We start from the raw sequence: 13,677 nt of genomic DNA, 5'->3' as shown, positions 1-13,677 counted from the left end.
CCCTGCTTGATGAAGTTCAGGCAGGGATTTCTGTTTTGTCGGAACTTCATTTTCCACTCCTGCCCTTATGGCCAAACGCCCTGATTTCTCAAAACCTCACCTCATCGAGCTGCCAACTATCGGTGATGGTGCAGTAGGCTATATCACTGTAGGGCAAGGCAATAGCCAAGTGCCTTTTGCTATCAAGCGGGCCTTCTGGACCTATGCTACTCCCGATCACATCGTCAGAGGCCGCCATGCGCACCACCAAACCGAACAGGTACTTGTCGCTATGGCTGGCCGTATTGTAGTGATGACAGAGCTAGCCAATGGCGAACTGATGACTTTCCGACTCGAGCGGCCTGACGTAGGAATATACATTCCGCCCAATGCTTGGCACACCATGCAATACTCCAGTGATGCTGTACAGCTTGTGCTCGCCTCCACCGATTTTGAGGCTGAGGATTATATCTATTCGCACTCAGAATTCAAGCGAATTTGGGCATAATTGCCCGGCCAGCCCGTAGCCACTGTAGCCTGCTTTCAGGAAACTGCGATGCCCTTTTTTCAGAGCAATGAAAATTCCGTTTGTTTCTTTCGAAGCACAAAATGCCCAGATCCGCGCGGCAACACTGGCGGCGATGGAAACCGTTTTTGACTCCCAGCATTACGTGCTGGGGCAGCAGGTACAACGGTTTGAGGCAGAGTATGCGGCTTTCAACCAGGTGCAATACTGTGTAGGTGTAGGCAACGGCCTAGATGCCTTGCATTTATCGCTGCGTGCCCTTGGGGTTGGGCCCGGCGATGAAGTAATCGTGCCAAGTAATACCTACATCGCTACGTGGCTGGCTGTATCGCAGGTAGGGGCTACCGTAGTACCGGTCGAGCCAGACAAAGAAACGTATAATATTGATCCTGAATCAGTTGCAAAAGCAATTACGAAGTACACCAAAGCTATTCTGCCGGTGCATCTATATGGCCAGGCCTGCGACATGGAAGCGATCATGGCCTTGGCGCACCGTCATGGCTTGTATGTAATTGAGGACAATGCTCAAGCGCAGGGAGCTGCATGTAGTGGGCGGTTTACCGGCAGCTTCGGGCATCTTAACGCCACGAGTTTCTATCCTACCAAAAATTTAGGAGCACTTGGCGATGCTGGGGCTATCACTACCAATGATGCGAAACTAGCGCACCAGCTTCGTATGCTGCGCAATTACGGCTCGACGCAGAAATACCAGAATGAAATAATAGGCTATAACTCCCGGCTCGACGAGCTGCAAGCGGCTGTGCTGCGGGTAAAGCTTCCTTATTTGACCACTTGGACGCAAAAACGCCAAGAAATTGCCGCTTGGTATGATTTGTATCTATCTGATATAAAAGATATTGTGTTGCCAGTTGCGTGTCCCTGCGCGACGCACGTATATCATTTATATGTGATTCGAACAGCACGTCGCGATGCGTTGCAGGAATACTTAGCTGCACATGGTGTAGAAACCTTGACACATTACCCTATTCCACCACATCGGCAAAAAGCATATGCTGCTACAGCTATAGCGCAACGCAGTTTTCCCGTCGCGGAGGAACTGGCACATACGTGCTTGAGTCTGCCTCTGTGGCCCGGCATGGAGCCGAAAGAAGTAATGTACATTGCTGAGATAATACGCAGATTCGCTGGCTCTTAGAGTAGCTCTATGCGGAGTGAGGGAACCGGTGATCGTCACAAAATCGTTTTGGTTATCTTTGCGCCGGATATCAAGCATGCTGGCTTGCTACCGCTGAGCTTAGCCTACTTATTGGCAACTGCATTTTTAGCCGTAGCAGCTCTTTACAAAGGTCTTGCTTGATGCAGGCTTTTTATTCGCAACGTATCCTGAGCATTCACTAAACACACTTTACGTGGAAACCACGCAAGCCGTAAAAACTATCGTTCCGAATACTTCTTCTCTATCGGATACAGACCAGTGGACCGAAGTAATTCAACCCCGCACTAGTCTGCTTGATCTCCGCTTGGGTGAAGTCTGGCGTTATCGGGATCTGGTAATGATGTTTGTGCAGCGCGACTTTGTGTCGACTTACAAGCAGACGGTGTTGGGCCCAATTTGGTTTTTCATCCAGCCGTTGCTCACGACCTTTACCTACGTAATTATTTTCGGCAACATCGCGAAGATTTCTACCGAAGGCTTGCCTCAACTCGTGTTTTACATGGCGGGTATTACGATCTGGAATTACTTTTCTCTGACGCTGAGTAACACATCGAGCGTGTTCACAAACAATGCGCACATCTTTGGCAAGGTGTATTTTCCGCGCTTAACAATGCCTTTATCCATTGTTATTTCCAACATCGTTCGCTTCCTGATTCAGTTTGGCTTATTTCTGGCCATTTGGGCTTATTACTTAGTAAAAGGCAGCGCTATTCATCCCAATGGGTTGATTTTGCTTACGCCAGTACTATTAATAATCATGGGGCTGCTGGGGTTGGGGTTGGGCATGATTTTCAGTGCGCTCACCACCAAATACCGCGACTTGACGATGCTATTGGCTTTCGGAATTCAGTTGTTGATGTATGCGACGCCTGTCATCTACCCACTGTCCAGCTTATCCCCGAAATACAAGTGGGTTATTCTGGCCAATCCCATGACATCTATCGTCGAAACATTTCGATTTGCTTTTCTAGGCTCGGGGTCGTTTAGCTGGGGATATTTAAGTTATAGTCTACTAGTAACGTTGGTGATTCTCTTCGTGGGAACAATCATTTTCAATAAGGTAGAAAAGAGCTTTACGGATACAGTGTAAATGCCTTCTTAATAAGCACTTACATTTTTATACACGGCTAATCTGGAAAACAGCGAATGAGCGATATTGCGATACAAGTAGAAAACTTGGGTAAACTCTACCGGCTGGGTGAGGTGGGGACAGGCACTCTTGGACAAGATTTGAACCGTTGGTGGGCAAGAGTACGTGGCAAGGAAGATCCGTTTGCGGTCGTTGGTGAAACCAATGACCGCACTTCAAAGGGAACCAGTGATTTCGTATGGTCTTTGAAGGATGTAAACTTTGAAGTGAAAAAGGGTGAGGTTTTGGGCATCATTGGCCGAAACGGAGCTGGCAAGTCCACGCTGCTCAAAATCCTGTCGAAGGTCACGGCGCCCACCACGGGCAAAATAAAGATTCAAGGCCGGATTGCTTCGCTGTTGGAAGTAGGAACTGGTTTTCACCCTGACCTGACCGGGCGTGAAAACATCTTCTTGAATGGCGCCATCCTAGGAATGAGCAAGACCGAAATCCGCAGCAAATTCGATGAAATAGTCGATTTCTCTGGGGTAGAGCGCTACATCGATACGCCGGTTAAGCGCTATAGTAGCGGCATGTATGTGCGCTTGGCATTTGCCGTTGCCGCGTTCTTGGAGCCTGAGATACTGATTATTGATGAAGTACTTGCAGTAGGAGATGCGGAGTTCCAAAAGAAATGCTTAGGTCGTATGAAAGATGTAAGCGTAAATGATGGAAGAACTGTCTTATTTGTGAGCCACAATTTACATGCGATAATGTCATTATGTGATACTGGGATTTATCTTAAAAATGGTACTCCTGTTTTAATCGATACTATTGATAGTATAGTCAAATCTTACTCTAACGAACAAGGGAGTAATTTTTCAAGAAATATAGAGATATATAGCAAAGGAAAAAGAGCTTGGTTAACTGACTTTAAATTTATTAGTGCTGACGAAAAAAGTAATTCGCCTCGAATGAATGAGCCGGCCAGAATAGAGGTTATGGTTGAAGCGATCGAAGATATTAAAGACGTCTTTATAGGTATTGGAATTAATGATTTGAATGGATTGCGAGTGTTTACCCTTTTTAGCAGGTTCTATAATAAAACGTATGATTTATTTCAAGGTGAGAATAATATCCTATGCATGATTGATAATTTAATTCTTAAGCCTGGGATATATAATGTAGAAATATATGTTGGTAATGATCATGTTAAATTAGATTATTACGATCATGGTTTGCAAATCGAGATATTCCCCTCTGGTAGAAATTATTCGTCACTTCCCGATTCAAGTCAAGGTAGCGTTCTTGTAGAACAAAAATGGGTTTAAGGAAATAAAAATGGAAAGTTTGCAGGATGTAATTGAAGAAAACTTTTGCTTGAAGTTTGAATTAAAGACTCTAGCTGAAGTAATACTAAGAAATGAATCAGAACGGTGGGTGCCAGGCTTTCTCCACTCTAGTACGGAGTATTCGCACATAGAAAGATATAAATTATCTTGCATATACAGCAAAGGAAAGAAAGTAATTGATATTGCTTGCGGTGTTGGAAAAGGAAGTTATGTACTTGCTAAAGAAGGGGGTGCATATAGTGTAAAAGGTTATGATATACAGCATGATGCAATTAGATATGCTCGATGGCGAAATAAGCTTGAAAATGTGAAATTTGATTTTGGTGACGCGGAAAAATTACAAGCGTTTGAAGAATTTGATTTAGCAGTAAGTTTTGAAACAGTTGAACATTTAAAAGATTATAAAGCGTTTGTAAAAAATATTCATAATAGTTTAAGATCTGATGGTTTATTTTTGGTATCAACTCCCATTTCGTCAGTAGCTGTTAATAAAAATCCTATAAATCCATATCACGTGCAGGAATGGGGTTTCAAAGAATTTCAAAAAATAATTAGTGAGTATTTTATTATCGAAAAAATATATGTCCAATTATATCCTTTGCCATTAAATTCAAGTTCATCTATTGAGTTGCAAGAGGTTGCTGCTGTTAATCATTCCCTATCTTCTAGGATTTTGAGAAAGTTAAAAATTATGCTTAGCAATAAGCCTGTTTCTTTAGATGTAATTAATAAGAATACTGGAATGATAACTGAAGAAACTAATATGAATGAAAGCCTGCTGCCAGAAATTGAGGAGTTTGTAGGACAATACGATGAAAATGAGTTAGGAGTAATTAGAACTGGTTACCAAATTTTGGTAGGTAGAAAAAAGCAACTATAAAAAAAGTTTTTATTTATAATTGCCAAAGCAAGTATAAGCTTTTACATCAAGTTGGCTTTTATTTAATACTACAATTATTTTATCTTGATAATAACGTTTTAGCTGTTGTTTGCTGATATATTAAAAAATAACTCAGAAATACATGGTCTTAAGTATAGTCATACCTTCATTTCAGCAGGCAGCTTTGTTGGCGAACGCATTGGCTTCCATTCAACAACAAACATTTAAAGATTATGAGGTGCTTGTCATGGATGGTGGATCGACTGATGCAACTAGTGAAATAGTAAGCAGCTTTAAAGATTGCAATATTCGCTTTTATTCAGAGCCTGATAATGGGATTTACGATGCTATGAATAAAGGAATTTCTTTGAGTCGTGGTGAGTTTCTCTATTTTATGGGTTGTGATGATGTTTTAGCAAGCGAAAATGTTCTAAGTGATATATTTTGTGATAGATCAAATCTTGATAATCATATAATTTATGGTGATGTCATTTTTACTAAAAATGGTAAACGATATGATGGAATGTTTACTAATATGAAACTCATCTCGCGGAATATATGCCATCAAGCAATTTTTACCCGTCGGCTAGTTTTTGATAGAATTGGTAAATTTAATATTAGGTACAAATATCTGGCTGATTATGAATTTAATATAAAATGTTTTAACTCTAAATGGGTAAAAATGAAATATATTAATGAGATAATTGCATATTATAATAATGATGGTTCGAGTTTTAATAATAGTGACGATGCTTTTAATGAAGATTTGTATGCAATCCAGAAAAATTTTTTCCCTGATATCGTAAGGTTTTTGTACAACAGGAGAAATAACAAACTTATTGCTTATTTGATTTTACTCGCAGAAAAGTATCACATCTGAGTAAGAGTTCTACTCTGTTGAAAAGATTCACAATGAATTTAGAAAATAAAGCGCCAGCTTCTGATTCAAGTTTACGGGCTTTGGCAATATATCTGCCGCAATTTCACCCGATACCTGAGAATGATGCTTGGTGGGGGAAAGGATTTACAGAGTGGACAAACGTAACTAAAGCTAGGCCTCGTTTTCCCGGTCATTACCAACCCCAACTTCCGGCTGACCTTGGATTTTATGATTTACGTTTGGCCGAAACACGTGAGCAACAAGCGAGCATGGCCCGTGAATATGGCATTCATGGTTTTGTGTATTACCATTATTGGTTCAACGGTAGACGCATTCTTGAAAGGCCATTTGAGGAGGTACTAAAGTCTGGGCAGCCAGATTTTCCTTTTTGCCTGTGCTGGGCTAACGAAAACTGGTCTCGCCGCTGGGATGGTCAGGAATTAGATGTTTTGCTACGGCAAACTTATAGTGAAGACGATGATTTAAACCACATCCGGTACTTGGCCCCAATGTTTGCTGACCCTAGATATATTAGGGTAGATGGCAAGCCAGTGTTCATTGTTTATCGAATGGACTTGTTCCCAAATATCAAAAGGACCACTGATATATGGCGTAATGAGGCTCACCGCTTAGGCATTGGCGATCTATACTTGATTCAGGTTGACAGGGTGGGCCACGACGGTGACTTAACGGCCACCGGATTTGATGCAGCAATGGAATTCCATCCTGATTATCATCATTTACCAATGCGCTATGTTGGTAAGTACAAGGATCGGTTCTTTAATAAAACAGGCTTATACAAGCCTCCATACTATAAAGATAATATTTATGAATATGAAAAATATATTCAGAATGCAATGAGTAAAGCTCAAAGCAAATATAAATTATTTCCTGGTGTAACACCAGATTGGGATAACAGTGCTAGACGTAAGCAAGATGCTACTATATTTTTAGGCTCTACGCCTGAACTGTATGAGAATTGGTTAAGAGATGTTGTGAAGAAATTTAAACCATATTCTAAAGAAGAAAATTTTATTTTTATAAATGCTTGGAACGAATGGGCAGAAGGGAATCATTTAGAGCCATGTCAAAAATGGGGTAGGCAATATCTTGAGGCTACACTCAATGCTTTAAATAATGGCAAAAGCCAAGATATATAATTATGTGTATTAATATTTTTATGAACAATAAGAATATTTTTTAAAGCGATATGATATTTTTTGAAATCTCGAGAAGTATATGAAAAAACTTGCAATAGTAATACCTGCTTATAAGGAGGCTTATTTTGATAAGTCTTTAGAATCGCTTGCTTCACAAACAGTTAAAGATTTTACTGTATACATAGGAGATGATTGCAGTCCATTCGATTTAAAGAAAACTGTAGATCGTTATAGTGACAAGCTGGATATAAAATACACTAGATTTGAAAAAAATATTGGCTCTGAGAATATAGTTCTTCAATGGAAAAGATGCGTCGAGTTAAGTAAAAATGAGGAATGGCTATGGTTGTTCTCAGATGATGATATCGTTGATCTGAATGCAGTAGAAAGTTTTTTTTCTGTTATTAGAGAAGATGCTAAGGGTGTTGCTGATGTCTATCGTTTTAATACCTGCGTAATAGATGGCGATGGACAAGTAATAGGTGATACTCCTATTGGTCCTGCTGAAGAAAGTTCGGAGGAAATGGCTTACAATCTTCTTTTGGGTTTGCGAGGTAATTCAATGCCTGATCATATCTTCTCAAGAAAAGTGTATAATGAGAATGGCGGGTTTGTTTTTACACGTTATGCGCAAGCGGCAGATTGGGCCACCTCAATTTTGTTTTCTAAGAGTAAAGGGATACATATAATTCCTAATGCAAAATTGTATTGGCGATCAAGTGGTGTGAATATCTCTTCGATAGCTTATAAGAATAAAAATAAGATGCTTTATGGCCATCTTCAATTTATTAAGTGGGTTATAAATCATTTTGAATATTTAAAGGCAACACCCCGTACAGTGAAGTTTGAAATGATCAGAGACGCTGCTAGAATCAATCTTCGTAATGTAATTATGCATCACTACAAAGGGGTAGATAGTAAAGATATACCTAAGCTTATATCTTTGTTAATTAAAGATCTTGATATGTCATTAAAGGAATCAATAATGGAGATATACGGCATTAAAAGAAGTACTTCATCAAGGATTAATAGAGTTGTAGATATAATAAAGAAAATTACAAGACGGGATAGATAGAGCTTGTTAAATAGGTGGATTCAAAATAATACTATAACTATTGTGATCGTATTTGATAATAAGGTAGTCTATAAAATCGAATACTAACTTTTAAGTCATGATCTTAAGTATAATTATTCCATCATTTGAACAGGGTTCAGAGTTAAACGGGGCTTTACAATCTATCGCTCAACAAACTTTCAATGATTATGAAATAATTATTGTAGATGGAGGTTCAACTGATACGACTTCAGCTGTAGTTTCTACGTATCCGCATTTACCTATCGTTTTTATTCGGGAAAGTGATGATGGTATTTATGATGCCATGAATAAAGGCGTGAAGTTTAGCAAAGGTGAATTTCTGTATTTTATGGGGTGTGACGATAGGTTATATAATTCTGACATTTTAAACAATGTATTTAATGTGCCTAATGCCACTAATAGCCATGTTATTTACGGTAATGTTATTTTTGCAAAAAGCCTTATTAAATACGATGGGCGATTTACGGCATTAAAACTTATGAATAGGAATATATGCCATCAGGCGATTTTTGTAAGAAGGGTAGTATTCGATAAATTGGGATTATTTGACGTGCGATATAAAACGTATGCAGATTGGGAGTTTAATATGAGGTGGTTTAATGCTAAGTGGATTAAAAAGAAATATGTTCCACTTGTAATTGCTTTGTTTAACGAAGCTGGTTTTAGCTCTAATCTACAAGATGTGAATTTTTTTCGCGATCAGGCTATGCTTGAGAAGCGTTATTTCACCTTTATTGAAAGATACCTTAGTGCTTACCCTTATCGGCCTCTCCATAACAGAGTTGCTAGGGTGCTGTCTCTTATCGATAAGCTGAGACACTATTGATTATTATTCTTGGGTAATTTAATAAATCACTGATTAAGTTCTGGAAATTAAATATTTTGCATATTTTAAACCATCTCTCATGATATCAATAGTGATTTCAACGTATCGTCCGCGTTACCTAAATAAGTTAAAGCAAAACATTGATTTGACTATTGGTGTGGAGTATGAAATCATCGCTATAGATAACACCGGAGCACGAATGGGGTTATGCGAGCTTTATAATATGGGCGCCAAAAGGGCCAAATATGATATTGTTTGTTTTATGCATGAAGACATAGATATTAAGACTAACAATTGGGGGAGTAAAGTAATTGATATCTTTAGTAAGCATGCTCATCTAGGATTGTTGGGAGTAGCTGGTAGTGGTTATAAGCCAGCTATGCCCTCGGGCTGGTTCTTCCCTTGGATAAACAAAAGATCACTATACATAAACACATTGCAGCGATTGAATGATACCAATAAGGTTGACCGAACCATTCTCAATCCTAATAATGAAGTACTATCCAAGGTAGTTGCTGTAGATGGCTTCTGGCTATGTACTAAAAAAGATATAACTCTAGAAATTCCTTTCGATCAGTTAACCTTTAAAAGCTTCCACTGCTATGATATAGATTTTTCCTTAAGTGTTTATCAGAAGTATGATGTTGCTGTAACCTATGAGATTCTCATTGAGCATTTCTCAGAAGGTAACTTTGATACTGGCTGGCTTATAGAAACGATAAAGCTGCACAAAAAATGGATTGATTATTTGCCCATAAACTTAGTAAGATTTAATAGTCTTGATCAGGTTTTGACTGAAGAAGGAGCTTTTTACTTCATATTGCCTCTTTTAAACAAAGATTTTGCTCTATATAAAGATGTTTATGAGCTTCTTTGGAGTAGAAGTGTCAGGTCATTGTTGCCTTTAAAGAGCTTTCTAAAGCTTAACTTTCTGCTCTCAACAGGCTTCATGAAAAAAATGGTTGCCGTCAACAAAAAATAAAAGCCTATTAAGTTCGTAAGCATGACACTCATGCGAATTGATTTTTATGCGGTCTCCAGTGACCTAGGTGCAAGGATCAGTAATAAGATCATTAATCCAATGAACACTTATTTTTGATCTTCAGGTTAAGTATTTCGCGACTTATATACTATATGAGTGTTGTAAATAAGAAACCGTAGATTTGGGGTATTTTTTGATCTTTTCCTGAAACGAATGAGCTGTGTACATGCATCCGATGGTGTATCAATAATTATCTGTTGTTATAACAGTGCCTTACGGCTTCCCACAACTTTGAGGTATATAGCAAATCAACAAGCTTCGACCAAGGTTAAATGGGAAGTAATCGTCGTAAATAATAATTCGAGCGACGAAACAACCGAAGTAGCCCAACGCGAGTGGGAAAAATATTCTGCACCGGTTACTCTCACTATTATTGACGAACCCAATCCAGGCTTGTCTTTCGCGCGGGAAGCTGGGCTCAAACAGGCCAAGTATGATACTATCATCTTTTGTGATGATGATAATTGGTTGGATGCAGACTATGTCCAAAATGCTTACAAGGTTATGGCCTCCGATGCGCAAATTGGAATAGTAGGCGGTCTGAATACGGCAGTCGCAGATAGTAGCTTGCCTCCTTGGTTTAAGGATTTCACAGATGATTATGCTTGTGGCCCACAAGCTGATCAAGACGGGGAGGTGCATCCGTCGCGGCTATATGTTACAGGAGCCGGAATGGTCATTAGGAAGAGCGTACTTCAACTTTTGGAGAAGGCCAGATTCCGTTCTCAGCTTCTGGATAGAAAAGGAGAGGAGTTAACTTCCGGTGGTGACACAGAAATATGCTTTATGGCAGCAATATTAGGTTATAAGATCTTTTATTCTTCTAAGCTTTGCTTGCAACATTATATGGAAGCCAAGAGATTAGAATGGAATTATCTGATAAAATTGAAAAAGGGTCATGCAAAGTCTTACTATAAGCTTCTTTATTACAAAAAACTATATCAGAAAGCTGTGTATAATAAAAGCTGGCTTGTTGATTTCTGGCAAAGAAGTAAAGTGCTTTTTGGTAAAGAAGGATTAATTATTTTGTATTACTACTATATTGGAGGCGAAAAAGCTATTGGTGACGTTTTTGCCATTTCTAAGATATTTTACTTTGAAACTTGGAAGTCTCATTTGAAGATGGCTGGAAGCTACTCTGAATTTATGGATTATTTAAACACTATTAAGCTTTGGATGAGTAAACGTGATTCACAAAATTGAACGATGCTTTTTAAGTATATTGCGGTTTATAACGAAATAAGAAGCGAGAAATATAATTCCGAAGTGCATATAGCAAAAAGCTGAACCCTCCGCTAGTATGAATGACAAGAATTTTGTACAAGGCTTCTCAATCGTACTCTGCACCTACAACGGAAGAAGTCGTCTGATGCCAACTTTGGCGCATCTGGCAGCATTAGCATTACCGAATGATGCAAAGGCAGAGTTGATTTTGGTTGATAATGCCTCGACCGATGATACAGAGCGTTTTGCCACGAGCACTTGGAAGGATTTAGGTGAGCCATTTCCACTTCGAATAATGTCGGAGGCTAGGCCTGGCAAAGGCTACGCGGTTGAAACCGGCTACGATGCTGCCCGATACTCTTATATCGTTACCGTTGACGATGACAACTGGCTTCAAGCAGATTACTTAGTTACTGCTGCTGAGCTGCTTAAGCAGCACCCCGATGTGGGTATTTTGCAAGGGCATAGCGTCGGAGTGTTTGAGGCAGGTGTGCCCGAATGCGTGCGTCAGTTCGAGAGCTATTTTGTTGTTGGAGGACCCATTGCTCAGCCCGGCTACTTTCCGGCGAACGACTACCACGTGTGGGGGGCGGGCATGGTGATCCGCACCGCGGACTGGGTGCAACTGCGCCGGCTGGGCTTCGCCTTCCTGACCAGCAAAGTGCCCGGCAAAGCGGCGGGCGAAGACCACGAAACGGCCATTGCCCTGTTGCTGTTGGGGCGCAAGATCTACTACTCCGACAAGCTGCAGTATCAGCATTTTATGCCTGCCGAACGAATTAACTGGCCCAAGCTCCAGCAGAGTTTTGAGGTTTATGGATATGTACTCTATCACCTTAATCTTTATTCCTTGGTTATAGACTCGTACAAAAAGAAAAAGGCGCTCACCAAAGTAGGAGTTAGAAAGTATTTTTTGCAATCACTACGCAAATCATTTCGGGAATACACATTAAAACAGCATACAGCGTATTGGATAAGGCCTAAAGCCGAATATTATCAGCTTCGATTATTGAGGGAATATTCTTATTGTAAATCTTTTTTAAAATTGTCGGAGCATGCTATGCAGGACGTAAATACTTTAAAGAAATGGATGCTGCCACTTTTGGTTCATCGTTCTGAGACATTTGAATGGGTAGAGGCAATTTGAACTTATTCCAAGTAATGTACTTGTAGGTGGTACAAATAGAAGTGGTGTAGATACTTTAAACCATGAGTAAAATCTTTGCGCAGGGATTTTCAATTGTGCTTTGCACGCATAATGGCCAAAGTCGGTTGTCACCGACTTTGGCGCATTTAGCGAAATTACAGATTCCAATAGGGCACAACATTGAACTGCTCGTCGTCAATAACGGGTCAACTGATCAGACTGAAAGCTTTACCTACACAATTTGGACGGCTCTAGGTGCTCCCTTTCCGCTGCGGCTACTGGCCGAGCCGCGCACCGGTAAGGGTTACGCCGTGGAGCGGGGCTACGACGCTGCCCTGTATTCCTACATCCTCACTGTTGACGATGACAACTGGCTCCAGGCAGATTATCTGATGGAAGCCGCCAGCTTGCTCGAGCGTCACCCCGACGTAGGTATCCTCCAAGGCAAAAGCATCGGCGCTTTCGAAACAGAGTTGCCCGAATGGGCGCACGGCCTTGAAGTCTTTTTCGTCCTAGGCAGTCCGATCCCAGAAACCGGCTATTTTCCGGCGAACGACTACCACGTGTGGGGGGCGGGCATGGTGATCCGCACCGCGGACTGGGTGCAACTGCGCCGGCTGGGCTTCGCCTTCCTGACCAGCAAAGTGCCCGGCAAAGCGGCGGGCGAAGACCACGAAACGGCCATTGCCCTGTTGCTGTTGGGGCGCAAGATCTACTACTCCGACAAGCTGCAGTATCAGCATTTTATGCCTGCGAAGCGGATAACTAAGGAGAATTTAAAAAAGAATTTTAATCTATGGAGCTATATAATGCATTACTACTTTCTTTATTCAATAATTATTGATTCAAATAAGAAGAGCTACAGGGTCACTAGAGCAGTGCTTTTTCGTAGGATTCTGAAGCGGATACTGGGTATGATATCCGACTATACTTTAAAGCAACACTTGTCTTACTGGGTCAGGCCTAATCAGGAATTTTATCAATTACGATTATACCGTGATTACAATTATTGTAAATGGGTGATTCGACTTTGGGGAGAATCCTTAAAGGATGCTATTTTTTTGCAATCCTGGATGAAAAATGTCATCAGAGAAGAACCGGTTAAGTTTATGATGTCGGATAATCCAACGTGAGTTTATTGCAAGCTAAAAGAATACTGCCTCCTGCTCAAAGCTGTAGGCGTACGCTTTTTACCGCAATGAATTAATGGATTTTATGAGTGTCTTGTATAAGCACAGGAGGACGCCTTCGCCCTAGTAGATAATCGTTATCTTTGTTGTCGAAAGTTGGGAGGAATAGAGTTGCTGATAAGTGCTTGA

Annotated in this window: 13 protein-coding genes; all 13 read left to right on the top strand. The window is 40.4% G+C overall.

The annotated features are described in order from the left end of the window. The first annotated feature begins 67 nt into the window (after nt 1-67). The 13 genes from FHG12_RS04225 to FHG12_RS04165 all read left to right on the top strand — a co-directional run bounded on the left by FHG12_RS04225 (nt 68) and on the right by FHG12_RS04165 (nt 13,491). Nucleotides 68-487: a sugar 3,4-ketoisomerase gene (locus FHG12_RS04225; RefSeq protein WP_139514541.1), complete on the top strand. Its 420-nt coding sequence runs from the start codon at nt 68-70 to the stop codon at nt 485-487. A 67-nt stretch (nt 488-554) separates the two neighbouring features. Next, on the top strand, nt 555-1,661 hold the full coding sequence (locus FHG12_RS04220; protein WP_139514540.1) for a DegT/DnrJ/EryC1/StrS family aminotransferase: 1,107 nt from the start codon (nt 555-557) through the stop codon (nt 1,659-1,661). 214 nt (nt 1,662-1,875) lie between these two features. Next, nucleotides 1,876-2,772, top strand: a complete 897-nt coding sequence (locus tag FHG12_RS04215; protein ID WP_230471285.1) for an ABC transporter permease — start codon at nt 1,876-1,878, stop codon at nt 2,770-2,772. 56 nt (nt 2,773-2,828) lie between these two features. Further along, nucleotides 2,829-4,082 (top strand): ABC transporter ATP-binding protein, encoded by a 1,254-nt coding sequence (locus FHG12_RS04210; RefSeq protein WP_139514538.1) that lies wholly within the window; start codon nt 2,829-2,831, stop codon nt 4,080-4,082. Between the two features lie 10 nt (nt 4,083-4,092). Next, the gene (locus FHG12_RS04205; RefSeq protein WP_139514537.1) at nt 4,093-4,983 is read left to right on the top strand and encodes a class I SAM-dependent methyltransferase; all 891 of its coding nucleotides are present in this window, start codon (nt 4,093-4,095) and stop codon (nt 4,981-4,983) included. 142 nt (nt 4,984-5,125) lie between these two features. Next, a complete protein-coding gene (locus FHG12_RS04200; RefSeq protein ID WP_139514536.1) occupies nt 5,126-5,863 on the top strand; it encodes a glycosyltransferase family 2 protein in 738 nt (245 codons plus the stop codon). Nucleotides 5,864-5,880: 17 nt separating this feature from the next. Beyond that, a complete protein-coding gene (locus tag FHG12_RS04195; protein ID WP_230471284.1) occupies nt 5,881-7,023 on the top strand; it encodes a glycosyltransferase WbsX family protein in 1,143 nt (380 codons plus the stop codon). A gap of 79 nt (nt 7,024-7,102) precedes the next feature. Then, entirely contained in the window at nt 7,103-8,098 is a 996-nt protein-coding gene (locus FHG12_RS04190; RefSeq protein ID WP_139514534.1) for a glycosyltransferase family 2 protein, read from the top strand. Between the two features lie 97 nt (nt 8,099-8,195). Then, a complete protein-coding gene (locus FHG12_RS04185; protein ID WP_139514533.1) occupies nt 8,196-8,945 on the top strand; it encodes a glycosyltransferase family 2 protein in 750 nt (249 codons plus the stop codon). A gap of 79 nt (nt 8,946-9,024) precedes the next feature. Then, nucleotides 9,025-9,927 (top strand): glycosyltransferase, encoded by a 903-nt coding sequence (locus FHG12_RS04180; protein WP_139514532.1) that lies wholly within the window; start codon nt 9,025-9,027, stop codon nt 9,925-9,927. Nucleotides 9,928-10,140: 213 nt separating this feature from the next. After that, nucleotides 10,141-11,190 carry a glycosyltransferase gene (locus tag FHG12_RS04175; RefSeq protein ID WP_139514531.1) on the top strand — a complete coding sequence of 350 codons (1,050 nt, stop codon included), beginning with the start codon at nt 10,141-10,143 and terminating at the stop codon, nt 11,188-11,190. A 97-nt stretch (nt 11,191-11,287) separates the two neighbouring features. Then, nucleotides 11,288-12,358 carry a glycosyltransferase gene (locus tag FHG12_RS04170; RefSeq protein ID WP_139514530.1) on the top strand — a complete coding sequence of 357 codons (1,071 nt, stop codon included), beginning with the start codon at nt 11,288-11,290 and terminating at the stop codon, nt 12,356-12,358. Nucleotides 12,359-12,420: 62 nt separating this feature from the next. After that, the gene (locus tag FHG12_RS04165; protein WP_139514529.1) at nt 12,421-13,491 is read left to right on the top strand and encodes a glycosyltransferase; all 1,071 of its coding nucleotides are present in this window, start codon (nt 12,421-12,423) and stop codon (nt 13,489-13,491) included. The last annotated feature ends 186 nt before the right edge of the window (nt 13,492-13,677 follow it).

Origin of the sequence: Hymenobacter jejuensis (assembly GCF_006337165.1) — a bacterium.
GTDB lineage: Bacteria > Bacteroidota > Bacteroidia > Cytophagales > Hymenobacteraceae > Hymenobacter > Hymenobacter jejuensis.
This window is presented reverse-complemented; position numbering and strand designations above follow the sequence as displayed.

Excerpts from the sequence above, each read along its gene's own strand:
- FHG12_RS04225 (WP_139514541.1), top strand. The coding sequence starts at position 68 with ATGGCCAAACGCCCTGATTTCTCAAAACCTCACCTCATCGAGCTGCCA.
- FHG12_RS04220 (WP_139514540.1), top strand. The coding sequence starts at position 555 with ATGAAAATTCCGTTTGTTTCTTTCGAAGCACAAAATGCCCAGATCCGC.
- FHG12_RS04210 (WP_139514538.1), top strand. The coding sequence starts at position 2,829 with ATGAGCGATATTGCGATACAAGTAGAAAACTTGGGTAAACTCTACCGG.
- FHG12_RS04205 (WP_139514537.1), top strand. The coding sequence starts at position 4,093 with ATGGAAAGTTTGCAGGATGTAATTGAAGAAAACTTTTGCTTGAAGTTT.
- FHG12_RS04200 (WP_139514536.1), top strand. The coding sequence starts at position 5,126 with ATGGTCTTAAGTATAGTCATACCTTCATTTCAGCAGGCAGCTTTGTTG.
- FHG12_RS04190 (WP_139514534.1), top strand. The coding sequence starts at position 7,103 with ATGAAAAAACTTGCAATAGTAATACCTGCTTATAAGGAGGCTTATTTT.
- FHG12_RS04185 (WP_139514533.1), top strand. The coding sequence starts at position 8,196 with ATGATCTTAAGTATAATTATTCCATCATTTGAACAGGGTTCAGAGTTA.
- FHG12_RS04180 (WP_139514532.1), top strand. The coding sequence starts at position 9,025 with ATGATATCAATAGTGATTTCAACGTATCGTCCGCGTTACCTAAATAAG.
- FHG12_RS04175 (WP_139514531.1), top strand. The coding sequence starts at position 10,141 with ATGAGCTGTGTACATGCATCCGATGGTGTATCAATAATTATCTGTTGT.
- FHG12_RS04170 (WP_139514530.1), top strand. The coding sequence starts at position 11,288 with ATGAATGACAAGAATTTTGTACAAGGCTTCTCAATCGTACTCTGCACC.
- FHG12_RS04165 (WP_139514529.1), top strand. The coding sequence starts at position 12,421 with ATGAGTAAAATCTTTGCGCAGGGATTTTCAATTGTGCTTTGCACGCAT.